This window comes from Coleofasciculus sp. H7-2 (assembly GCF_042747725.1).
In the GTDB taxonomy this organism is placed as follows: domain Bacteria; phylum Cyanobacteriota; class Cyanobacteriia; order Cyanobacteriales; family FACHB-T130; genus FACHB-T130.
In genome coordinates, this window is record NZ_JBHZGO010000114.1 from 47221 (window position 1) to 69491 (window position 22271).

Consider the following 22271-nt stretch of genomic DNA (forward strand, 5'->3'; position numbering starts at 1 on the left):
GTCACCCGTTTTTTTTGTGTTAGGACTTACGCAACATCACCACATCTGAGGGCAACCACAGGGGGATTGAACCCGAAAAAACGCTGCTATATGTAAAACGCTATATGTATAAGCTTTGTGTAAGTCCTGTGTGTGTAAGAAGAGTTTTTTGGCAAACTTTCAGGAACAGGGAATGGCTGCTTTGTATAAAGGCATAGCGTTGCTTTTTAAGAGTTTGTCAATCTTATGGCTAACAATAAATTTAAGCCTTCTCCCGATCTAGGTAAGCCCAAAAGACGGGGTGGTAGCGCCCCTAGAGTCACTGGCAATCCGAATAGTAATCCTCCCAAGCGCAAGAATTCTGGTAAGTAAGGTGCCGGATGCGGCTTCTTTACTATTGGGTAATACCGGCGGTTGGCGCAATGTCTAACAAGAGGATTTCTTTCATACATTCTGGCTTTTAGATTTGGGATTTTTGATTAGAAAACCAAAGCTAAAACAAGATTGGAAGATTTAAAATCTTGCAAATCTAAAAAATGGTATTAGAAATTCGCGCCCATCGCCGATCTATTTTTTATTTTGCCAAAAAGCTCAGATAAAAACCCGATGTTGCAGGGATGGCATCTGGCGGCGGATTTGTTCTAGGCGAGAGGGGTTGATTTCTGCGATCGCTACTCCCGGTGTATCTCCGGCATCCGCTAAAATAACGCCCCAAGGGTCAATAATCATCGCGTGTCCGTGAGTGTGACGTAGGGCGTAGTGCTGCCCAGTCTGAGCCGGAGCTATCACGTAGCAGGTGTTTTCGATGGCTCTGGCTTGCAGTAAGATTTGCCAGTGATCTTTGCCAGTGTAAGCGGTGAAGGCAGCTGGGACAAATAAAATGTCGGCTCCCATCTGCGCCAAGTGCCGGTACAGTTCTGGGAAGCGGACATCGTAGCACACCGAAAGTCCCAATGTACCCAAATGTTTGGAGGGATAAACGGGTGGTAGCCGCATCCCAGCCATGACGGTGCTAGATTCTTGATAGGTATTGCCGTCGGGCAAATTGACATCAAATAGATGTACTTTTTGGTAGCAGGCGAGTTCTTCCCCTGAAGGATCGATGAGCAAAGCGGTGTTGTAGACTTTGCCGCTGTCAACGGGAACGGGAAACCCGCCACCCAAGATGGTGACTTGGAAGCGCTGAGCCATTGTTTTGAGGAATTTTTCGCTCTTGTGCGCGATCGCCTCGGATTGGGCTATCTTCTCCTTCTCTTCTCCCAAAAATGAGAAGTTTTCTGGCAAGCCTACTAACTCAGCACCCTGACGCACGGCAAGCTCGATTAGTTCTTCTGCCTGAACCAGATTTTTTTCCACATCTGGCAGGCTTGTCATTTGTATGGCGGCGGCGAGATAGGGCTTCATTATGACTCTCGTAATTTAATCTAAATCAGTCTAAATGCTGGTGAGGCTGAGAACATCAGAATATATAGTATTACTTCGTTGCCTGTCTAGGCATTGATGAAGTGTTGGTTCAAACAATCCGGTGGAGCATACCGAGCGTACTTATTTAGAGATATATTTACTCTGCTGAGTAGGTATGCTGACACAAATTATAGGGACGTGCGTCTTCAGTGACAAAGATGCTGTTTTGAAATCATCGTGTGTTCTGGTAGCAATGGCAATGAGTCTGATTAGTAAAATTGTGCAACAAGCTTTGATCACGGGCTATCTAACGGTTGAAGCCGAAGAGCAGCTACGTCAGCTTTTAAAAACCAAGTATGACTTTGAAGACTTTATGGCTTTCATTACCTTACAAAAAGAGGCGATGGAAGGTCGGGTTCGTCAAGAGTCTCGTGAGTTGCTGCACTCTAGGCGTGTTTCTGCCTTAGTTTAAATGGGGAAGAGATCGCTTCTTTTGAATCTCCAGTGCGCCCCGCAGCCGCGCTACCGCAACACTTGCGCTTCTGCTGTCTGCCGCTAGGTTAAAGAAAGTATTCACCGGCTCTAGACGCTTCAGAAAGAGGGAAAAACCGGGCGATCGCTTTCTCCGATCAGATGAGCGATCGCGTCACTGTATTGAGGTTTAAATTATAACAACGAATATTATTGGTTGACACAAAGACAACTCTATGATTTAGAGTCATCGGCTGGCACAGAGCATCTGACCTGTTTTAGATCAACCTTCGGAATGGGGAAACGGCAAGGCATCCACGTTACGGTTTAGGAAATATTTTCTAAGGGTCAACTGTGGAGCTGGATATCTCTGTTCTGGTGAAAACTTTTGTAGCTGTGTTTGTCTTGGCAGATGCCTTGGGCAATGCACCGATCTTTTTAGTCTTGACGAAGGGCATGGAACCGGAGCAAAGAGACAATGTGGTGAACCGCGCCAGTATCGTGGCGACAGGAGTGCTGTTGGTATTCGCCTTTGGGGGTCAATCGGTTCTAAATTACTTAGAAATCAGCATGGGGTCTTTGCGGGTTGCTGGGGGACTGCTTTTACTCTTAATTGCCCTACAAATGCTACACGGAGAACTAGATACACCGATTGTCGAGCAACAGCGCGATGTCGCGATTACTCCGATGGCATTGCCGCTGTTAGCTGGACCAGGAACGCTAACCACGGTGATGCTGTTGATGTCTGAATCTCCGAATGCTCATCTGAGCGTGGTGGTCGGTATTGTATCTGCGATGCTGGTGACATGGTTGATTGTGCGTCTGGCAAACCGGATCGACCACTTGCTCGGTGCAGAAGGTGCAGTGATTATTACTCAACTTTTAGGTTTTCTGTTAGCAGCACTGGCAATAGAAATCGGCAGTGCTGGGATTCGGGAACTGTTTCTAACTTAAGGTGCGATCGCATTCGTAGGGGCAAACGGTGGGCGATCGCGTTTGTGAGATGAGGTGCGCGATCGCTATAAGCTGTTCCACATTCAATTTGTATCTATTCAAAAGCTACAAGTCTTGCTAGCTTAGCTTTTCATAATCTATGCCTTTGTAGTTTGTACTTTTAACTTGCTTAGCACTACCCTCCTACTGGTAAATCTAGTTCAACTCTAGCTGTTGCTTCAACGCTTCTGGCACATTCTTGGTTGTTTTAACTTGTTAAAATTTCAGGGCTATATGTATAAACTTTGCGTAAGTCCTGAATACCTGATTTAAAACTTGGGCTAATTCCGATTCGTGGAAGCAGGTGAGAACATTTCTAGCGAGATATTCATCTAGTTGAAATTCTCCCAGTTTTTCGCTTTGCTGTTGGGCGATATTTGCAGGAGGCGTTGCACTTGCTGGCTGTAAATTAACTCGCTGTAATAAATCATTGCTTTGCACCAATTTATTAAAGCTTTCTAGATAAGCCAGGGGAGAAGCGATCGCTACCCATTCCTCCAGTGTTGGCTCTTTATTTGTCTTTTTTCGGTACAGCCTCACGCCTTGGATCGCTAGTTTCGTCCCTGATAGCCCTGCTATAGTATAATTCCCGCAGGAACGGCAATTGTAGAGAACAAACCTAAAGCGAGTGCCAATTCCAGGGCGAATTTAGTAATCTCTGTCCCTGTCTCAGCGACATCTCCGGGTTTCCCTAACTCCCGAATATCAGTTTTCAAAAACTCCCAAACCTGCTTGAGCTTCTTCATGCGATCGCTACTCTCTGTGCTGATGAGTCGAAGATAACTTAACTATTAAGCATCTGCCCTCAGTTGGATATTTCTCATATTTTCTGGAGAAAGAGCGATCGACTTGACACAGTTCCAGGTAATCATGGATGATGAAAGATTGTCTGTCTATTCCTGCTCGGATCAGGTTAAGACATTCCAAAAGCTGGTTGGTCATTGGTCAAGAAGTCATTAGTCATGGGTCAATAGCAGCGAATCTAAAGACTAAGGACAACTAACAATCACCTATTCAGCTACCTGTACGGCAACCCCTAGGACTATCCCATGAGTTACGCAATTATTGAAACTGGCGGCAAACAACTGCGAGTCGAACCTGGTCGCTTTTACGACATCGAACTGCTTCCCTCGGAACCCGACACGCAAGTTACCATTGATAAGGTTTTGTTCGTTCAGCACGACGGCGATGTAACCATCGGTCAACCTTTCATCGAAGGGGCGACGGTAGAAGGCACGGTGATGCGACACCGGCGCGGTAAGAAAGTCCTCGTCTACAAGATGAAGCCCAAAAAGAAAACCCGCCGCAAGAAAGGGCATCGCCAGGAAATCACCCAGCTGATGATTAACTCCATCAACATCAATGGCTCAGTGGTGGCTTCCGAACAACAGGCTTCCCCAACCCCCGTCGCTGAGGAGTCAGAAGAAGCTCAAGAAGCTGTGGCAACGGTGGTTGTTGATGAGACAGATACCGAAATGGCTGCGACCGAGTAAACCGCTGAGACTACAGCAAAATAGTAAGTAGTAAGGACAATTGAGGAAATTATGGCTCATAAGAAAGGTACGGGTAGTACTCGCAACGGTCGTGATTCTAATGCTCAACGCTTAGGCGTCAAGCGTTTCGGCGGTCAGACCGTGAGAGCAGGTAGTATTTTGGTGCGTCAGCGGGGAACTTCGTTTCACCCTGGCAATAATGTTGGTGTAGGCAGAGACTATACCTTGTTTGCCCTCATTGATGGCATCGTGACCTTTGAACGGAAGGACAGAAGCCGCAAGAAGGTAAGCGTTTACGCTGTGCCAGCGGTGGTGGAAGCATCCCCTGAGAATGCACCCGTCGCGGCTCAGGTATAAGTATCGAAGAGGACTGAGGACTGAGGGATGAGTGCTGAGTCTGAGAATGAACCCATCGGGGCTCAGGTATAAGTATCCAGACCTAGTAGTTGGATAGATTGAGAAAGCAGGGGCAATTCATAAATTGCCCTTTTTTTTTATAAGGCATTTTTTTATAACGCGATCGCGCTTGTTGGTCAAAATAAACGTAATATGTGATTCTGAGCGCCAGCGAAAAATTTCATCCCCTATTTTGCTTGGCTCAATGTGACAAATTGTTACTTTTTTAGACTGCTTTAGTTACTAACAACTATTAACTACACAGACGCCATGTTTCCCATTCATCGCCCTCGCCGCCTTCGTACCTCAACCCAGCTGCGCCGGATGGTGCGTGAAACGGTTCTTGCCAAGAGTGACTTAATCTACCCTCTGTTTGCCGTACCGGGAGAGGGCATTGCTAAGGAAGTGAAATCGATGCCAGGGGTCTACCAGCTGTCGGTAGATAAAATTGTGGAAGAGGCAAAAGAAGTCTATGACCTCGGCATTCCCGCCATCATTCTTTTTGGCATTCCCGCAGATAAAGATACAGATGCTACGGGTGCGTGGCACGATTGCGGCATTGTCCAAAAAGCTGCTACGGCAGTGAAAGAAGCGGTGCCGGATTTAATTGTCATTGCCGATACTTGCTTGTGCGAATATACCAGTCACGGTCACTGTGGTTATCTGGAAGTGGGCGATTTGACGGGACGGGTGTTGAATGACCCGACGCTGGAATTGCTCAAGAAAACAGCAGTGTCTCAAGCCAAAGCTGGTGCTGATATTATCGCTCCGTCTGGGATGATGGACGGTTTTGTGCAGGCGATTCGGGAAGGATTGGATGCAGCGGGATTCCAAGATACACCGATTCTTTCCTACGCTGCCAAATATGCTTCAGCTTATTATGGTCCTTTCCGGGATGCGGCTGATTCAGCACCGCAGTTTGGCGATCGCAGAACTTACCAGATGGACCCCGGCAATGCCCGCGAAGCCCTCAAAGAAATCGAACTCGATATTGCAGAAGGGGCGGATATGCTGATGGTGAAACCGGCACTTGCCTATATGGACATCATCTGGCGGGTGAAAGAAGCCAGCAACTTGCCAGTAGCCGCCTACAATGTCTCTGGCGAATACGCGATGGTGAAAGCCGCTGCCCTCAATGGCTGGATTGACGAACAGCGAGTCGTGATGGAAACTTTAACTAGCTTCAAGCGGGCTGGAGCCGATTTGATTCTCACCTACCACGCCAAAGATGCCGCCCGTTGGTTGTAGGGAAAAGTCAGGATGAAGGATGAAAAAACCAACAGATTAGCCTAGACTTAGGCATTTTCATCCTTCACACTTTATAGAGCATAGTTATAGCGGGCAAGCAGTTGAGTCCAATAGAGACCTAACCCCCAACCCCCTTTGAGAGCAAGGAAGGGGGAATTAGCCCCTCCCCTTGTAGGGGAGGGGTTGGGGAAAGGTTAGAGTGTATTGCATACAAATGAGAATTGTTATATTTACAGGACTTACGCAAAGCTTATACATACAGCAGTTTGTAGGGGCAATCCCCCTGTGGTTGCCCTCAGATGTCGCGCAAGTTGCGTAAGTCCTGATTTAGCTACTTGTGTTCAAAAGAAATCTGTCTGCTGGTATAGATTTCTTTTTGGGTATGAGTAAGCTAAACGGTAGATTTCGCTAAAAAAGCTGTAAATTATGGGAATTCGGTGCAATTGAACACCAATCCCCAGCTTGTTGATGAGTAGAATGAGCCAGTACGAGACTCTAAATTATTGATGACGATGGATTGCAGTCATATTCAATTTTGTGACCGTAAATCACAAATCGACTTTCAACAACTGCAAGAGCTGTTTCACTTGGCTGCCTTCTGGGCACAGAACCGGCGAATTGAAGATTTAAAAGTGGCGATCGCTAATAGCGAACCTGTGATTAGCATGTGGGATGAAAACAAACTGATTGGATTTGCCAGAGCTACTTCCGATGGCGTCTACCGTGCCACTATCTGGGATGTGATCATACATCCGGCATACCAAGGCGCAGGACTCGGACGCAAGTTGGTGGAAACAGTCTTGAGCCATCCTCGTGTCAGTCGGGTAGAGCGCGTCTATCTGATGACTACTTATCAACAGGGCTTTTACACGCGCATCGGTTTTGAATGTAGCAACCCCAGTACGACGATGGTGCTGTATAATAATCAGCCGCTGACCGAGCCTCTGCCTGCCCAGGTTATGTCGTCTCAATAGGCACTAGGGGAAGAGAAAACTGAAGCCTGGTGAGATGGGCTGCGGCGGAAGTATTAGAGGCGTCTGCTGGTTGCGCTGCCACCACTTCCAGGCGTCCCTGCATAACTTCGATGAGGGTTTGAGCGATCAGTAAATTCATCCCCTCGGATAGGTGTGGCGTTTGTCGGGGCGCTCCTTGGCTGTGTGCCCCTACCAGCTCTGCCTTTTGATCTTTGAGCAAATCTACTGGCTCGCTCCAGACGCTGACCGGGCAATCGGCATCAATCCAGATGTGGATGTACCCAGGAGCTGGTGAGGGGGGAACCCAAACCCGAATGTTGCCTTCGTCCATGCGAGCGATCGCGGTATCTACCAGATTTAGCAGCACCTGCTGCAATCGTCGCGGATCTGCCAAAACGTAAATCCCTCGATCGGGCGGCGATATTTCCAGGCGGATACTCCGATTCGCTGCTTGCAGGTGAGTCAAGTTGTAGACTTCCTCCAAAACCTTCGCAAGCTCGATAGGCTGAATCTCTATCCGACTGGTGCCGTGTTGAGTTTTGGCAACGGCGATAATTTCGTCTATCAGTTGCATCAGCTTCAGTGCGGAGGCGTGAGCCTGAGCAATAAATTCTCGTTCTTCTTCTGGGTTGTCACACAAATCGGACAAAATCAACTGATGCAAGCCAATCAAACTGTTGAGGGGCGATCGCAATTCATGGGAAGTCCGCGCCAAAAATCCAGCTTTAAACTGGCTCATTTCTGTTGCCATGTGGTACGCCATCTGGGTTTGCTTGAGTTCCTCCAGAATGGCTGTCACGTCCGGATTCGCGTCTTGGGGCATAAATTAATTACCAGATTTGCTGATTAGTTGAGTCGATTAAACTACCAATTTAACCGCTCCTTGCCGCAAGATTTCCCAGCCGCTGCCCGTCCATTTGGCGACGGTGGAAGGAACGCAAGCCGTCAGTGTTGTTTCTAACTCCGAAGGGAATAGCGTCAGAACATCGGGAAACTGCGCTGCGATTTCTGCCATCGTTTGCAGAGGTGGCTCTCCCGAACGGTTGGCGCTGGTGGTTGCTAAGGGGCCAGTTGACGACAAAATTGAGAGCGCGACCCCAGAATTCGGCACTCGTAACCCAATCGTGGTCGGGTCAGATGGATTCATGGCTTTGGGAACGCACGCTGAGGCTGGCAATACTAAAGTCAAAGCACCAGGCCAATATTGGTCAGCAACTTGTTGCCAAATCTGCCATTCAGCCGGATTTCCCTTGACAAAAGGCCACAAATCTGAGGCGTTTGCTCCCATTAAAATCAGCGGTTTATCTTGTCGCCGCTGCTTTGCTGCAAAAATTAACTCCGACTGATCCGGTTGTACTGCCAGTGCTGGTACAGTATCGGTGGGAAAGCTAACCAAACTCCCAGAACGAGCGCCTTTAATCAGGGCTGCCATTGAAACTTGTGTCATTTTTCTAGAGTTTTGAATAAATCCCCCACAATTCATCACTCATCGCGTTTCCGATAGGCTAAGGCAAAGCGTTCAATCCCAGCTAAATCGGCGTGAATTTGAATTTGGCAGTAACTGCCTCGATCTTGCAACAGTTGAGCAACTGCATCGGCTTGTCCCGCCATCATCTCAATCAGCCAAATGCCCCCCGGTCGCAGATAGTCTGGCGCTGTTTCTACCAAATGGCGGATGCAATCTAAGCCATCTGTGCCGCCGTCGAGGGCGAGGTGGGGTTCGTGTTTCGCCACTTCCGGTTGCAGGGAGGGCAGCAAACGACTGGGAATATAGGGTGGGTTTGATACCATGCCGCTGAGCTGACCTTTCAGGGCGGACAACGGCTGCCACCAGGAACCTTGGTAAAACTGAATGCGAGCCGCAAAACCCAGTTGCTGGGCATTCTGTTGGGCGATCGCTCTTGCAGCCGGACTACAATCGACTGCGTGGATAGTGGCAGATGGAAAGGCTTCTGCGAGTCCCAGAGCGATCGCGCCACTGCCAGTTCCTAAATCTGCCCAATGTCCTTGCTGTAATGGCATAGAGACTCCGCCCGAAGCCGCAGCCGCAACCGCCAAATCAATCAGATACTCTGTTTCCGGTCGGGGAATCAATACTGCTGGTGAAACGAACAGAGAAAAGTGACGCCAGGGAGCAACACCAGCCAGGTACTGAACTGGCAATCGCTCATCCAGACGCCGTTGCCACATCTGGGTTAACTCCGGCAATGGCATCGGTAATTTTATCTGGGTTTTGTCTTTGAAAGACTCCAACCGCAGCGCCAACCGATCTAGACCGGCGACTTCTCGCAGCAACCAGTCCACTTCTGTTGGGTCAACGTCAGCTGATTTGGCAGCATCCCGCGCCCAGTTGCGCCACTTCCAAAGTTCTACACCTGAAACCATAGACAAACAAAACACCAGAATCAAGGAAAAAAACTAAAAGATAAAGTATGAAGTTCATCCTTCATACTTTATCGTTCATCCTTGATTCTTTTGTCTATTTACCGCTTTACCGACGTTGTTGGGGACGTTGTTGCTGGGAATTTGCGGGGGCAGGACCACGCGATCGCACAAAGTCTACTGACGCTTTGGGCGGAACCAGTACAATGCTGTTCAGCTGCTGATTATTGCTGGTGCGTAAAGTTTCAATTACACCCTCCAGATTCACCACCTGAATTTCCACCGTGGATGCCAGATTTGGCTGTTGCTGTTTGAATCGATCCAGCATACTCTGTAATTCTTCTTTGCTAAAGAAGAAAGGAATGATTGGTTTATTGTCTCGTTGTAGGGTCAAATACCCCTTATCCTTTCCTCCTCTGGCTACAAACAAAGGAACCCCATCAAAATTTTGCACGGGTTTGCCGCTCTGGCTCAGGATTGCCTTTGCTGAATCCACCTGCTGCTGCACGGGTACGAAAGCAAAATCTAGACCATCTGGCTTGCTTGCATTCGCTTGATCCAGTTTGTAAACGTCTCCCAACGATACGGGTACCACCTTCACCGTACTTGCTAGTTGAGGATTTTGCTTCTTCAAACGTTCGATAAATGTTTGAGCATCTTGCTGGCTGATAAAAACACCTGCCACTGCGGTCTTCTTTTGCCCCTCATTCACTGAAGCAACTAATGGAGAACCTTGAGGATCGGTGATCGTAAACACGGGCACAGCTTGCAACTTTTCTACAACCTGTTGTTCTGGCAATGCCAGCGCCCGCAGAGTTTCCAAACCGGGCAGCGCTCCCAGTACAACACTTCCCACTAAACCCAGTGTTGCGCTCAATCGAACTAATGATTTCATCACAATTCCCTCAAAATTTTTCGTTGAATACCCCGTCTTACCAATAATAGAGTCGAGACAAGGCGATAATGTTTCTTCGCTCTAGAAGTACCCGAATGAACGGGTCAAAGTTTATTTCCAACTAAACTTTATCGATTCTACTGTTTTGTTGCGACTGCCATTTTTGAACTGTTTAACTCCCGATTTCCTAATTCCTTGCACCAATGGTCAATTTGATGCCTAAACTCGCTATTTATTCATTCTCAATGCTGCATACTCGGAAATGGAATTCCCACATTACTGAGGGAATGAATGGCGAATTGTAACCCTCTATGACTATGTAAGATTAGGATGAGTTCCAGGCAATCGTCAGCCAATTTATCTCGCAATTTACCAGGGCAAAATCTGGATGCCTCACCTCCCTAAGTCCTCAAATGGGTTTTGGCAGCGTGTCAGACATCAACGCCGGAAAATTATCGAGATGCCCTCTTACCTTAGCGGTTTTGGGGAGCTAATTCTTTTTACTACTAGAAATCGGGATGACAGGATTTGAACCTGCGGCATCCTGCTCCCAAAGCAGGCGCGCTACCAAGCTGCGCTACATCCCGGTTAAATTCAGCGATTGCCTATCAGCCGATGGGGTCTTGGGTGTTTAATTCCCCTGAAACGGCTTTCAGCTACCTCTGGTTATTATAGCTTATTTGCGGATATTTAGGGTAAACAATTCACAAACTAATCTGGATACCAGAACATTCCTTTAATTCCTTCCGGGTCGGCAATAAAATTCAGTCCCCGGTAAAAATCCACCACCTGGGGGTCAGCGAACAGAGTAATGTTGCTAATGTCTTCACTGCGTAGCTTCTTGATCGCGTACTTCATCAAAGCCTTCCCCAGCCCTTTGCCTTGGAAATCCGGGTGAACTACCACATCCCAAATGGTGGCATTGAAGGCATGATCGGAAGTGGCGCGGGAAAACCCAACCAGCCGTCGCTGGGTTCCTCGCACTTCCCACATCGAAACTACCAGAAAACTATGTTCAATTGCTTTCTTGACCTTGCGTAGCGGACGCCGGGACCACCCGACCGCATCGCAGAGTTCTTCGAGTTCATAAAGGTCAATGTCGCGTTCGGTGCTGAAAAAGATCCGAGAGCCGCTGCTCGTGCGATCGCCTGTACCTTCAACAACATCCCCCTCCCCCAGCGTCGGCTTCGACGCAGTGCTACCATCAGAACCGCTAAACAAGCTTTTCCAAAAACCCATGCAGGTGTGGTTAAGGTATTTACATTCTCCCGTTCCCAGCAGTCTGGGGAATTCCCAACCGTCAACCGTGCTTCTCAGCTCGCGTGTTAGAACGAGGGAACTGAGACTTCCTGCTCGAAGAGACCAGCTCCAACCCTCTCAGGTTTCCCTGCAAGTGCCAAATATCTAACCTCTACAGGATGTACTTCCCGTGTCCGGTTGCGAGAAACGAAGCAATCTGAGGAACGAATCAATCTCATGCAATCAATTGACGCGGGGAAGTCACGTACACTCTTGGAGAGTGATACAGTCTCAGTATCTCCGATCCCTCTTATTTCAGCGAATCCAGCCCAAACATCACGAAACAGATGATAACACAATTGCGCTACCTTTTAAACCACTACACGCACTCCCCGATCTGGAGCGGGTGCGGCTTTGTGTGGTTTAGGGCGCATCAGGCAATACTGGCAATACATTAGTTAGACTGAATTCTACGGGTTGATACTCCGCAGCTCCACAGCTTCTCTCGATCTCCTTGTATTGTCGATCGCGAGAAGCCACCGTCTCGCCAAGCTTTAGTGCAGTTCGGCACAAGTTTTTGACCCATGACTGGAGACAAGAGGGAGAGAGGAACAGAGAAGAGGCAGCTTTTGACTGCGGAAGAGGGCTGAGGGCTGAGTGCTGAGGGATGAGGAACAGAGGAACAGAGGCAGCTTTTGACTGGTTACTTACTGGGTGCCACATAGCGCTGGCATGGGTGAGCAAAAACAAAGAAAATCATGTACGGGCGGCTAGTCATGATACTACTAATGTTGAGTTATTTCACTAAGGGGCAAGGGAGAGCTTGCACCAGTTATCTTTATTTGCACCAATCTACTCAACTCCACCGGGAGTTGGTATCGAGTGGATAATTTTTTTAGGAAAATTTGTGAGAGATTAACCATAAGAGAAGATTCTTTGGCGAAGGGCACTTGGCTCTATCTCCCAAAATGCTTTTAACCTGGCAAGTGAGTCTTAGCCCTATATATGGCCACGGGTTTGAAATCATCCACACTAGAACTTCTGAAGCGCTTTAATCGGGCGTTTCCTCAGTTCTATGAGCAGTTTGTCAGCAGCGAGATCCAGCTACAAAACCTGAGGCTTGCCTATCGGCTTTATAAAACCACCAGGGCGGTTATTGAGCTGAAACCCGAAGGCAATAAAAGTGCCCTACATTTTGCTTACCGCAACCAATCTTTTCTGCTGAGTGATATTTTTGGGGTTCTGGCTGCATACGGGCTGACCATCCACAGTCTCAGTCTGTATGGTCAAATCGCTCCTCCCATGCTGGTTTTCATCAAACTGGTGGTGTCTCGTGGTAGCAAAGCACTGACAGACAAAACCTCGGAAAATGTCTGTCGCGCCATTCGGGAAGCTTTGGCTGGGCGCTTTGAAGTAGAAGAGATGCTGGCAGTGGAATTTAATCTGGATGCCGGTTTGGAGCAGGTAGAAACGGAATTTTATGTAGACCCCGTCTTCCATCTTCCGGCGCTGTTAATTGAGGCGGACAACCAACCGGGTCTGTTTTATAAGGTGATGTACGCTATCTGGCAAGAGGATTTGCTGGTGGTCAATGCCAATTTGCTAGTCTGGCGAGGACGCACCCGGCTGATTCTTTACTTGTTGGGGCCGAACGAAAGTGTTATTCCGGAATATTTAGGTCAAAAAATTGCTGAAAGCGTGCGTCAGCGATTGCTAGGGCGCAGATTTTAATCTTTAGCCATTAGTCGTTTGTCCGATAGTCTTACTTTACGCTTCCCGAAGCGATCGCGCCTACGGGCATACGCTTGGCAAGGCAGCTATAACCCATGACCAATCACAATGACTTCTTGACCAATCTGGCAGAACTTCGGGATAGGATCAAAATATGGCAACCATCGAAATCCTGGGAGTTCGGCACACCTACGATTTGACGCCTCCCACGGCATCATCTACCCCTGTTTTGGTCTTTATCCACGGCTGGCTCCTCAGTCGTCGGTACTGGCAACCCCTGATTGAGCGGCTAGCACCAGATTATCAGTGTTTGTCTTACGACTTGCGGGGGTTTGGTGATTCTCAGCCTCTAGATAATTATGGGTTCACCTGTCAAGGAATGCCGGTGCAGAGCAGGCAAGTCGGGGAGAGTCGGCAAGAGGAGAACTTGCTTCGCGCTCCGGAGCCTCTAGCGTTGAGCCTCTCGAATTATACTCCCGCTGCTTATGCCAAAGAAGTAGGTGTTTTGTTGCAGAAGCTGAATATTTCTAGTGCTTGGCTGATTGGTCATTCGCTGGGTGGCAGCATTGCCCTTTGGGCGGCTGACCAGCAACCCGATTGTGTTAAGGGTGTCGTCTGCATTAATGCTGGGGGTGGCATTTATCTGAAGGAAGCCTTTGAGCGGTTTCGGGCTGCTGGTCAGCAGCTTCTGAAACGGCGTCCCCGTTGGCTGTGCTATGTACCTGGGATGGATTTGCCTTTTACGCGGGTGCAAGTGGCGCGTCCAATTGCTCGGTGTTGGGGGCGTCAGCGGCTGATTGATTTTATTACGGCTCATCCGGAAGCGGCGCTGGGGACTTTACTGGATTCGACGACGGAAGCGGAGGTCAACCGCTTACCGCAGGTGGTGTCACGGCTGAAGCAGCCGGTTTATTTTATTGCCGGTGCTAAAGATATGGTGATGCAACCGAAGTATGTGCGCCACTTAGCAAGCTTTCACCCGTTATTTCAGGGTTGTGGTGATAACGTGATGGAAATTCCGGACTGCGGACACCTGTCGATGGTGGAACAGCCAGAGGCAGTTGCTACCCAAATTCGCAATATTTTAGCTAATTGTCCGAATTCTAGCAACTTTGCTTAAGGTAGATGTTTTGTTTTCGCCATAAATCTTTAATTTTTATTAAGATAAAGGGGTGCCTGCAAAACAAGGATAGTGATTTGGGCTTCTTAAATTTTGACGGCGATCGCGATAAGCGATCGCACAAGAGCAGTGATTAGTCTGAGTGGACATAGAACAATAAACTGATGAAGCCTCGGCTTTCCTTGAGTTGTGCTGAAACCACGATCGATCCAAAACAGACTATTCAAATTTCTGACTGCTTTAAGGTCTATATCAGAAATCGCGCGATCGCTTTGTCCCCAAAAAATTGCATTCTCGCGCCTCAAAACCCGGTGCAAACTCCTATTGTGAAGTTTGGTAAAGTTGCATGACATCAGTAATTGGCAGCCGGGACTGAACGCCCAAAGTCAGTGGGGAAGTATGACCCCGATTCAGATGGTCAGCGGCGGCACAGGCAATCATGGCGGCGTTGTCGGTGCAGAATTTAAGCGGGGGGAATAGCACCCGCAGGTTGCGTTGTGCAGTGGCGATTTGCAGGTGTTTTCTCAGCCCACTGTTGGCGGCGACACCTCCACCAATGGCAATGGTGTCAAGACCGTAGTCGAGGGCGCAGGCGATCGCTCTTCGCGTCAGACTTCGCGCTACGCTTTCTTGGAAACTTGCCGCAATGTCATTCACCGGCAGCGACTGAGATTCCTGCCGCAACTTTTGCACCAGTCGCAGCACGGCTGTTTTTAAGCCACTAAAACTAGAGTCATAGGGATGATAGCCGCCCCCCGGCAACCCGACATTCCCTTCCGGCAAAGGATAGGCTTGCGGATTCCCCGCTTGTGCTAGTTGGTCAATCACAGGTCCACCCGGATAACCCAGATTTAACAACCGCGCCACCTTATCGAACGCTTCACCGGCGGCATCATCGCGGGTTTCTCCCAGTGTCTCGTATATACCACAATCTTTAACATAAATCAAGCTGGTGTGTCCGCCCGAAACCAGCAGACATAAAAAAGGCGGCTGTAAAGAAGGTTCGCTCAAATAAGTGGCGTAAATGTGGCCTTCCAGATGATGGACGCCGACAAACGGTTTCCGGTGGACAATGGCGAGAGTTTTGGCAGCCGTCAGCCCCACCAATAATGCCCCCACCAAACCAGGGGCGCAGGTTGCCGCAATACCATCAATTGACGCCCACCCCATCTGGGCGTCTTGGAGCGCTTTGTCTAAACAATTATTAATTGTTTCGACGTGTTGACGCGAAGCAATTTCTGGCACAACCCCGCCATACTGCCGATGAACAGGGATTTGTGAGGAAACGACACTACTGCAAATTTGACGATTCTTTACGATCGCTACCGCCGTTTCGTCACAACTTGTTTCAATCGCTAATACTGATGACATTCACTGGTACTTTAATATATCGATACATGATTGCTTCCGTACAAACAATCACCTTGTTTTGTACATAAGAGTTTTCGTTTTGTAACAAAAGGAAACAATCCTATGAAACGATTGTTGGCTTTGATTTTTGCCCTTTGTATTTGGTTTAGCGTTGCCCCAACGGCATCGGCTGATAACGTATCGGGTCTGGTGCCATGCAATCAGTCCAAGGCTTTTCAGCAACGTGCGGCAACTGCCCGGAATACCAACTTCGACCCTGATTCAGGGCGCAAGCGTTTTGAACGTTATTCTCAAGCACTCTGCGGCCCAGAGGGTTTACCCCACTTGGTTGTGGATGGTCGCCTGAATCGTGCCGGTGACTTTATCATTCCTAGCATTCTGTTCCTGTATATTGCGGGTTGGATTGGCTGGGTTGGTCGTGCGTATATTCAATCGGTGAAAAAAGAGGCGAACCCAGAGTACAAAGAAATCCAACTGGATGTTCCTCGCGCCGTTGGTTTGATGCTAACCGGATTCACTTGGCCTTTGGCAGCAGTCAAAGAATTGCTCACGGGTGAATTGACTGCAAAAGAAGATGAGATTCCTGTCTCAATTCGCTAGTTACGTTGAATTATTGACTGTTTTGGAGAATGATTCATGCAGTATTTCCTCAAGTATCTTTCCCTAGCTCCGGTTCTGGCTATTGTGTGGCTATCCCTTCAGGCTAGTCTCTTGGCTGTCTTTATCTACATTTTCCCCGACCTGCTTTTCCATCCGATGCCGTAAAGTAGAAGGTTTTTAAGACTGGTTAAAAAATGCTGTATCGCACGATAGAAGCATTTCCAGTTTTAATCTGACGATACTGAATGGCACTAGCTCATCTAAAGGTGAAAAAAAACTATGGTGCAAGCGATTAGCGACTCAAAAAATCGCCCAGGCGACCCCAGAAATCGGGAAGTTGTCCATGAAGCTGGCGATCCTCAAATCGGCAATTTAGCAACGCCGATTAATTCTTCTGGTTTCACAGAGGCTTTCATCAATAACTTGCCTGCCTATCGCAAAGGGCTGTCACCCGGACGCCGAGGGCTAGAAATTGGCATGGCTCATGGTTATTGGCTGATTGGCCCCTTCGCTAAGCTGGGTCCCCTGCGGGATACAGATGTAGCGAACCTGGCGGGTTTACTGGCAACGGTTGGCTTGCTGGTCATTTTGACGATTTGCCTATCTCTCTACGCCTCTAGCAATCCACCCAACCCCATCAAAACAATTACGACGCCCCGTACCCCAGACGCCCTCAATACCCAGGAAGGCTGGAACGAGTTTTCTAGTAATTTTCTGATTGGTGGAGTTGGTGGTGCGGGAATCGCCTACCTGCTGATTTCCAATTTGGAACTGCTTCAGAACCTGTTCAAAATTGGGTAGTAGAAGTAGCGATCGCTAGCTTGGAAACATCTGTTATACAAGGCTTCTAGCGTTCGGTACGACTGGTTAACCGCCAGCGCCCGCCCATTCGCTTTGAATCAAGAACCCTGCCCATGCCGTGAGGGCAGGGTTCTCTGTTTGTGCATGAGGGCGATCGCCTTTATCCTGAGTAAGGTTGAAAAAAGAGGGACTTCACAAGTTATGGCGCGTCTAGCACTGCTGAGTGTATCTGATAAAACTGGGCTAATCGACTTTGCCCGTCAGTTGGTTGAAGAATTTGAGTTTGATTTAATCAGCAGTGGTGGAACGGCTAAAGCCCTTAAAGATGCTGGGCTACCCGTGACAAAAGTTGCGGATTACACGGGTTCTCCGGAGATTTTGGGCGGGCGAGTTAAAACACTGCATCCCCGGATTCATGGCGGGATTTTGGCGCGTCGGGATGTGCCCCAAGATTTGGCTGATTTGGAGGCGAACCAAATTCGCCCGATTGATTTAGTGGTGGTGAATCTTTATCCTTTTGAGCAGACGATTGCGAAAGCAGAAGTAACGTTGCCGGAAGCGATTGAGCAGATTGACATTGGTGGTCCGGCGATGATTCGGGCATCTGCAAAAAACTTCCAACATTTAACAGTTTTGTCTAACCCAAACCAGTATGATGCCTACTTGCAGGAGTTGCAGCAACAGGGAGGGGAAGTGTCTTTTGAGTTCCGTCTAGCTAGGGCACGAGAGGCGTTTGAGCATACGGCGGGTTACGATCGCGCGATCGCTACCTATCTCACCCATCAATCCCCTGTAGAGGCGCATACATCGCCCCTCCCCACACAATTCGATCTTTCGGGGCAACAGTTGCAATCTCTACGATATGGGGAAAATCCCCATCAACCTGCCGCCTGGTATCAAACTGGGGCACTTGCCTCTGGATGGACAGCGGCGACTAAACTTCAGGGAAAGGAACTGAGTTATAACAACTTAGTGGATTTGGAAGCAGCGCGGCGGATTATTGCCGAGTTTCCCGATACCCCAGCGGCGACGATTATCAAGCACAATAATCCCTGCGGCGTGGCTTTGGGAAATAGCTTGTCGGAGGCTTATGAAAAAGCTTTTAATGCTGATTCGGTTTCGGCTTTCGGTGGGATTGTGGCGCTAAATCAGCCGATTGACGCCTCCACGGCGACGGCACTCACCAGAACATTTTTAGAATGCGTTGTGGCACCGGGATGCGAACCAGAGGCGCAGGAAATTCTGGCGGCTAAGTCTAAGGTGCGGGTTTTGAGTTTGCCAGACTTGGCGGCTGGGCCGGAAAATACAGTTAAAGCGATCGCCGGTGGTTTCCTCGTCCAAGCTTCAGATGACGTGGTGGAAAACGCCAGCCAATGGCAAGTCGTCACCGAGAAGCAACCAACGCCAGAACAACTCGCGGAATTATTATTTGCCTGGAAAGTTTGCAAGCACGTCAAGTCTAACGCGATTGTTGTAACCCGCGATCGCACTACTTTAGGTGTGGGTGCCGGACAAATGAATCGCGTCGGTTCGGTCAAAATTGCCCTAGAACAAGCTGGAGAAAAATCTCCAGGTGCCACGCTTGCCAGCGATGGTTTCTTCCCCTTCGATGACTCGGTGCGGACAGCGGCGGCGGCGGGAATTGTTGCCATTGTTCAGCCGGGAGGTAGTCTGCGCGATCAAGATTCGATTAAGGCTGCCAATGAGCTTGGTTTAGTGATGGTGTTTACAGGTATCCGTCACTTCTTGCATTAGGCTAAAAATCACTATGAACAAGCCTAACTCGAATGCAATTAAGTGCCAAAATGTATAAACAAGCGTTTAGTTCAAATGTACTATTGCAGCCTAATTACTACATGGAGGTGACTATGCTTAGCTGTCACGATGTAGCAAGATACTTTCTTACTAAGGTAGACTCTGACGTTGGCGATTTAGTGTCTAACCTCAATCTGCAAAAGCTGGTCTACTACGCACAAGGTCTTCATTTAGCTATATACGACGAATCCCTATTCCCTGAAAGTATTGAAGCATGGCAGTATGGACCTGTTGCACCCGCATTGTACCAAGCTTATAAAGAATATGGTTCTGGTGCTATAGAACGCCCTTTAGATGTTGATTTTTCTCTTTACGACGAGAGGACGCGCAGCTTTTTGGATGAAGTCTACTCCTTTTTTGGTCAGTTCTCGGCGATGAAACTGGCAAATATGACCCATGAGGAAGACCCTTGGAAAAAGGCTCCCACAAATGGTGTCATCAATTTGCAGTCAATGAAAGAATATTTTAGGGCATGGTTAAAGCAGTATCCAGAGAGAATTAAGGCGGTTTCAATTTCACCGCAGGCGGAGATAGTTCAAAAATTTGAGGCGCTTGCTAAGAAGTGGGAATTAGAAGTTGCAGGCTCATCATTTGTTGCTGAAAAATACAGCCATCCTGCATATCAGCAGATTATAGCTATGGGGTCTGCGGTAATACCTTTGCTGTTGAGAGAACTTGAACAAAAGCCTAATCACTGGTTTGAAGCGCTAAGAACTATCACGGGTGCAAATCCCATACAACCAGAACAACGTGGAAGAACAAAGCAAATGGCTCAAGCATGGCTCAAGTGGGGCAGAGAACATGGATATGAATGGTAGGGTTGTGATTAGGTGGCTAGATTAGATTCCTGGATTGCAACTTATTGTCCTAAGTTATCTCGTGACCAATATCAAATCACAAGCCCTGAGACATCAGATTATAATTGCTTCAGTTGGGGCGCAGAAGAAGACGATCGTTGGTGGGACCCTACAGACCCGGATCAATATTGGCCTGATGGAGTACCGAAGGAGTTAACTTTAGAAGCCTTTATTCAGGCTTATCAAACTGTTGGTTATGCGCCTTGCAACAGTGTTGAACTTGAGCCGGGATTTCAAAAAATAGCAATATATACCAAGGATGATGGTCAGCTTGATGGAGGACAACCAACTCATGCAGCTAGACAGTTACCTAATGGCAAATGGACTAGCAAAATGGGCGACTTGGAAGATATAGAACATGAACTGAATGGACTGAGAGGCTTTTACTATGGAGACGTAGCACAGATATTAAAAAGACCTGTCAGTTCATAAAAGAGTAAATCTAGGGTTTGTGCTACTAAAGGCAAATCTGTCTATTACCTGCCTAAATGTAGGTTTTTTGCGTAAAAAATAAAAGTTATATAATAACGTTTATATAACAGTATGCGATCGCCCACCCTTTTAACTACTGCCCTGCATTTCTAAAATCAATCATTGTCTGCCGATAGGGATCTGGCAATCCGGTGTCATAACACTTACCTTTGACAACATACCCGATCATTCCCTCTTCCTGTTGCAATTTGTCGAGACAGGATGTTAACTGAAATTCACCTTTTTCGTCGCGGAGGTTGTTGTTAATAGTCGCTTCGAGCGATTCAAAAATTTTTGGTGTGAGTACATATAAACCGAATATACATAAGAATTGATCTTCTGCCATCCCCTCTACACGAAGATGTTGGCGTGCATACTCAATCGTGGGCTTTTCTGCAAGTTGTGTTACTGAAAGGATTGAGTTTGAATCCTGCCAAATGCCTGTAACACAGCCAGATTTATGAAGGCTTTCTGCTGGAAGCGTAGTCAAACTAACAACACTTTGATTAACTTGTTGGCAAACATCTAAAAGTTGACCTGCACATGATGTTTCAGTGTCAGATGAGTAAACATGATCGCCCAGCATCAGCAGAAATGGCTCATCTTTCACCCATTCTTTGGCACAGAATACAGCATCACCGTAGCCTTCCGGCTTGTCTTGGGTCAGAATTGTAATTCTGCTGCCTAAATCTTGTAGATACTGGCTATATTCCTGATTTTGCGGCGATAATTTGTTGAAAAGTTCTGCTGAAGGTGGAGCCTTAAAGAACTCCTCAAAAAGTGCGCGATCGCCTGTTTGCACTACAATCCCGATTTCTTCTATACCAGCGCTGATGGCTTCTTCCACAATTGCCAGAATTACCGGCTTGGCACGACCATCTTTATCAATAATTGGAAACAACTCTTTTTTCACTACTTTAGTAGCTGGAAACAAGCGGGTACCGAAACCTGCCGCTGGAATTACAGCTTTACGAACTTTTCTTTCTGCATGAATTGTTAGCTTTAAACCTTGCATTTGCGGAAAATCCCGTTCTATAATTTCAATAACTTTTTGCTGACTTTCTTCGTCTTTAACTATAAATTGTGCTGTACCATCGCCTTGCGAACCAACCCCCTTTCCTCCTAAAATGTAGGGTTGAATGGGTTCATAATTGAGGATTTGGTGGAGGATGGGAGCCGTTAACTGCTCAGGACAGGCGGGAATTAGATACTTATCAAATTGGGTTTGGGCTTTTTTCATCAAGATACCAATTTGTTGGGCATCTCCTTTTTGCAGGGCGTCAACTGCTTCCTGGGTAATTTGAGAACTGATGGAGCCGAGATATTTTTGGACATTCTCTTGGACTTCGTTAGTGGCGAAATGATAACACTGATTCAGGTTCCTGAGTATTTCCTGGGTATTTTTCCCAGCACCGAGATCCACAATTACAAAGAACAGGTTTTTGGGTACTTTTAGTTCGATGACATCAGTGAAATCGCCATCAAAAACCATCACGATCGGGCGATCGCCATAAGCACACGCTTGATCCATCCGTCCGCAGCGAGAAGGCGTGGTAATCTCGCCCAGATAGGCAAACTCCATTTCGTCCCGGAGGGTCATCTTTAAGTCATACACGCGATTGAAGGCACGAGTCACGAGGACGCATAGCGCCGCACTCGATGCCAAACCTTTTTGAATGGGCAAATCTGTTAAATAATTGTCAATCTCAAGCCCACCCACTCGGTAGTGAATCAGAAATTGGTAAGCAACGCCAGCGGCATAACTAAAGAAATCACCTTTTTCAGCTTCGGCAAGCAAAACCTCGGCGTCCATTGGCAGAGTCAGCATTTTCCGGGTGCCGTCACTCAGGGAAGTGTAAACAATCAGGTGGCTTGGATGAGGCTTGACTTCGGCATAAAGTCCCTGATTAGTTGCGGCAATCAGCGTGTAGCCCTTTTCCAGATTGGGATTGAGGCGGCGATAGCCTCCCGCCCAATCGCTATGTTCGCCAAATAGACACAGGCGACCTGGAACAAAAATCTTCATGAATT

At 47.9% G+C, this 22271-nt stretch carries 27 protein-coding genes, 1 tRNA gene and 1 pseudogene; 16 read left to right on the forward strand and 13 right to left on the reverse strand.

Annotated features, from left to right (window positions below; all coding sequences use genetic code 11):
* Positions 1–225 precede the first annotated feature (225 nt).
* Positions 226–351 carry a hypothetical protein gene (locus ACFW2W_RS26885; protein WP_378185064.1) on the forward strand — a complete coding sequence of 42 codons (126 nt, stop codon included), beginning with the start codon at positions 226–228 and terminating at the stop codon, positions 349–351.
* 219 nt (positions 352–570) lie between these two features.
* Here ACFW2W_RS26885 and ACFW2W_RS26890 read toward each other — a convergent pair whose 3' ends face one another.
* The gene (locus ACFW2W_RS26890; RefSeq protein ID WP_378185066.1) at positions 571–1383 is read right to left on the reverse strand and encodes a carbon-nitrogen hydrolase family protein; all 813 of its coding nucleotides are present in this window, start codon (positions 1381–1383) and stop codon (positions 571–573) included.
* A 259-nt stretch (positions 1384–1642) separates the two neighbouring features.
* Here ACFW2W_RS26890 and ACFW2W_RS26895 point away from each other — a divergent pair, with 259 nt between their 5' ends.
* Positions 1643–1855, forward strand: coding sequence for a hypothetical protein (locus ACFW2W_RS26895; protein WP_378185145.1), 213 nt, complete (start codon positions 1643–1645; stop codon positions 1853–1855).
* A gap of 359 nt (positions 1856–2214) precedes the next feature.
* Positions 2215–2808, forward strand: a complete 594-nt coding sequence (locus ACFW2W_RS26900) for a MarC family protein (protein WP_378185147.1) — start codon at positions 2215–2217, stop codon at positions 2806–2808.
* Positions 2809–3063: 255 nt separating this feature from the next.
* Here the strand turns inward: ACFW2W_RS26900 and ACFW2W_RS26905 are convergent, their stop codons facing one another.
* Positions 3064–3495: a hypothetical protein gene (locus ACFW2W_RS26905; RefSeq protein WP_378185149.1), complete on the reverse strand. Its 432-nt coding sequence runs from the start codon at positions 3493–3495 to the stop codon at positions 3064–3066.
* Positions 3423–3593 carry a hypothetical protein gene (locus tag ACFW2W_RS26910; protein WP_378185068.1) on the reverse strand — a complete coding sequence of 57 codons (171 nt, stop codon included), beginning with the start codon at positions 3591–3593 and terminating at the stop codon, positions 3423–3425. The genes ACFW2W_RS26905 and ACFW2W_RS26910 overlap by 73 nt, the downstream gene beginning before the upstream one ends.
* A 303-nt stretch (positions 3594–3896) precedes the next feature.
* Here ACFW2W_RS26910 and rplU point away from each other — a divergent pair, with 303 nt between their 5' ends.
* The 4 genes from rplU to ACFW2W_RS26930 all read left to right on the forward strand — a co-directional run bounded on the left by rplU (position 3897) and on the right by ACFW2W_RS26930 (position 6958).
* Positions 3897–4340, forward strand: a complete 444-nt coding sequence (gene rplU, locus ACFW2W_RS26915) for a 50S ribosomal protein L21 (RefSeq protein WP_378185070.1) — start codon at positions 3897–3899, stop codon at positions 4338–4340.
* A gap of 51 nt (positions 4341–4391) precedes the next feature.
* The gene (gene rpmA / locus ACFW2W_RS26920) at positions 4392–4697 is read left to right on the forward strand and encodes a 50S ribosomal protein L27 (RefSeq protein WP_378185072.1); all 306 of its coding nucleotides are present in this window, start codon (positions 4392–4394) and stop codon (positions 4695–4697) included.
* 309 nt (positions 4698–5006) lie between these two features.
* A complete protein-coding gene (gene hemB, locus ACFW2W_RS26925) occupies positions 5007–5984 on the forward strand; it encodes a porphobilinogen synthase (protein WP_378185074.1) in 978 nt (325 codons plus the stop codon).
* Positions 5985–6496: 512 nt separating this feature from the next.
* Positions 6497–6958, forward strand: a complete 462-nt coding sequence (locus ACFW2W_RS26930; RefSeq protein ID WP_378185151.1) for a GNAT family N-acetyltransferase — start codon at positions 6497–6499, stop codon at positions 6956–6958.
* Here ACFW2W_RS26930 and ACFW2W_RS26935 read toward each other — a convergent pair.
* From ACFW2W_RS26935 to ACFW2W_RS26965, 7 genes are all read right to left on the reverse strand, one after another.
* The gene (locus tag ACFW2W_RS26935) at positions 6942–7781 is read right to left on the reverse strand and encodes a sensor histidine kinase (RefSeq protein WP_378185076.1); all 840 of its coding nucleotides are present in this window, start codon (positions 7779–7781) and stop codon (positions 6942–6944) included. The genes ACFW2W_RS26930 and ACFW2W_RS26935 overlap by 17 nt on opposite strands.
* A 36-nt stretch (positions 7782–7817) precedes the next feature.
* Complete coding sequence (locus ACFW2W_RS26940) at positions 7818–8405, reverse strand: L-threonylcarbamoyladenylate synthase (protein WP_378185078.1); 588 nt, start codon at positions 8403–8405, stop codon at positions 7818–7820.
* 35 nt (positions 8406–8440) lie between these two features.
* A complete protein-coding gene (gene prmC / locus ACFW2W_RS26945) occupies positions 8441–9343 on the reverse strand; it encodes a peptide chain release factor N(5)-glutamine methyltransferase (protein ID WP_378185153.1) in 903 nt (300 codons plus the stop codon).
* A gap of 106 nt (positions 9344–9449) precedes the next feature.
* Complete coding sequence (locus tag ACFW2W_RS26950) at positions 9450–10235, reverse strand: Tic22 family protein (RefSeq protein WP_378185080.1); 786 nt, start codon at positions 10233–10235, stop codon at positions 9450–9452.
* 513 nt (positions 10236–10748) lie between these two features.
* Positions 10749–10822: transfer RNA gene (locus ACFW2W_RS26955), tRNA-Pro, on the reverse strand.
* Between the two features lie 124 nt (positions 10823–10946).
* On the reverse strand, positions 10947–11474 hold the full coding sequence (locus ACFW2W_RS26960) for a GNAT family N-acetyltransferase (protein ID WP_378185082.1): 528 nt from the start codon (positions 11472–11474) through the stop codon (positions 10947–10949).
* Positions 11475–11897: 423 nt separating this feature from the next.
* Positions 11898–12197 (reverse strand): hypothetical protein, encoded by a 300-nt coding sequence (locus ACFW2W_RS26965; RefSeq protein WP_378185084.1) that lies wholly within the window; start codon positions 12195–12197, stop codon positions 11898–11900.
* 282 nt (positions 12198–12479) lie between these two features.
* On the opposite strand from ACFW2W_RS26965, the gene ACFW2W_RS26970 reads away from it, so the two are divergent.
* The 3 genes from ACFW2W_RS26970 to ACFW2W_RS26980 all read left to right on the forward strand — a co-directional run bounded on the left by ACFW2W_RS26970 (position 12480) and on the right by ACFW2W_RS26980 (position 14675).
* On the forward strand, positions 12480–13205 hold the full coding sequence (locus ACFW2W_RS26970) for a hypothetical protein (protein ID WP_190414000.1): 726 nt from the start codon (positions 12480–12482) through the stop codon (positions 13203–13205).
* Between the two features lie 154 nt (positions 13206–13359).
* A complete protein-coding gene (locus ACFW2W_RS26975; RefSeq protein ID WP_378185086.1) occupies positions 13360–14325 on the forward strand; it encodes an alpha/beta fold hydrolase in 966 nt (321 codons plus the stop codon).
* 164 nt (positions 14326–14489) lie between these two features.
* Complete coding sequence (locus ACFW2W_RS26980) at positions 14490–14675, forward strand: hypothetical protein (RefSeq protein WP_378185088.1); 186 nt, start codon at positions 14490–14492, stop codon at positions 14673–14675.
* Here the strand turns inward: ACFW2W_RS26980 and tsaD are convergent.
* A complete protein-coding gene (gene tsaD, locus ACFW2W_RS26985) occupies positions 14647–15696 on the reverse strand; it encodes a tRNA (adenosine(37)-N6)-threonylcarbamoyltransferase complex transferase subunit TsaD (protein WP_378185090.1) in 1050 nt (349 codons plus the stop codon). The two genes, ACFW2W_RS26980 and tsaD, sit on opposite strands and share 29 nt — an antisense overlap.
* A 102-nt stretch (positions 15697–15798) precedes the next feature.
* Between tsaD and ACFW2W_RS26990 the strand changes: the two genes are divergently transcribed.
* The 6 genes from ACFW2W_RS26990 to ACFW2W_RS27015 all read left to right on the forward strand — a co-directional run bounded on the left by ACFW2W_RS26990 (position 15799) and on the right by ACFW2W_RS27015 (position 20201).
* Positions 15799–16296 carry a Photosystem I reaction center subunit III gene (locus ACFW2W_RS26990; RefSeq protein ID WP_378185093.1) on the forward strand — a complete coding sequence of 166 codons (498 nt, stop codon included), beginning with the start codon at positions 15799–15801 and terminating at the stop codon, positions 16294–16296.
* Between the two features lie 36 nt (positions 16297–16332).
* The gene (locus tag ACFW2W_RS26995; protein ID WP_190413988.1) at positions 16333–16461 is read left to right on the forward strand and encodes a photosystem I reaction center subunit IX; all 129 of its coding nucleotides are present in this window, start codon (positions 16333–16335) and stop codon (positions 16459–16461) included.
* A gap of 114 nt (positions 16462–16575) precedes the next feature.
* Positions 16576–17097: a photosystem I reaction center subunit XI gene (locus ACFW2W_RS27000; RefSeq protein WP_378185095.1), complete on the forward strand. Its 522-nt coding sequence runs from the start codon at positions 16576–16578 to the stop codon at positions 17095–17097.
* Positions 17098–17298: 201 nt separating this feature from the next.
* Entirely contained in the window at positions 17299–18852 is a 1554-nt protein-coding gene (gene purH / locus ACFW2W_RS27005; protein WP_378185097.1) for a bifunctional phosphoribosylaminoimidazolecarboxamide formyltransferase/IMP cyclohydrolase, read from the forward strand.
* Positions 18853–18884: 32 nt separating this feature from the next.
* The gene (locus ACFW2W_RS27010) at positions 18885–19730 is read left to right on the forward strand and encodes a Panacea domain-containing protein (protein WP_378185099.1); all 846 of its coding nucleotides are present in this window, start codon (positions 18885–18887) and stop codon (positions 19728–19730) included.
* A gap of 12 nt (positions 19731–19742) precedes the next feature.
* Positions 19743–20201 (forward strand): hypothetical protein, encoded by a 459-nt coding sequence (locus tag ACFW2W_RS27015; protein ID WP_378185101.1) that lies wholly within the window; start codon positions 19743–19745, stop codon positions 20199–20201.
* A 133-nt stretch (positions 20202–20334) separates the two neighbouring features.
* Here ACFW2W_RS27015 and ACFW2W_RS27020 read toward each other — a convergent pair whose 3' ends face one another.
* Complete coding sequence (locus ACFW2W_RS27020; protein ID WP_378185156.1) at positions 20335–21255, reverse strand: sugar phosphate nucleotidyltransferase; 921 nt, start codon at positions 21253–21255, stop codon at positions 20335–20337.
* Positions 21256–21762: 507 nt separating this feature from the next.
* Positions 21763–22266 (reverse strand): annotated as a pseudogene (locus ACFW2W_RS27025) (GHMP kinase); the annotation flags it as partial.
* Positions 22267–22271: the final 5 nt, after the last annotated feature.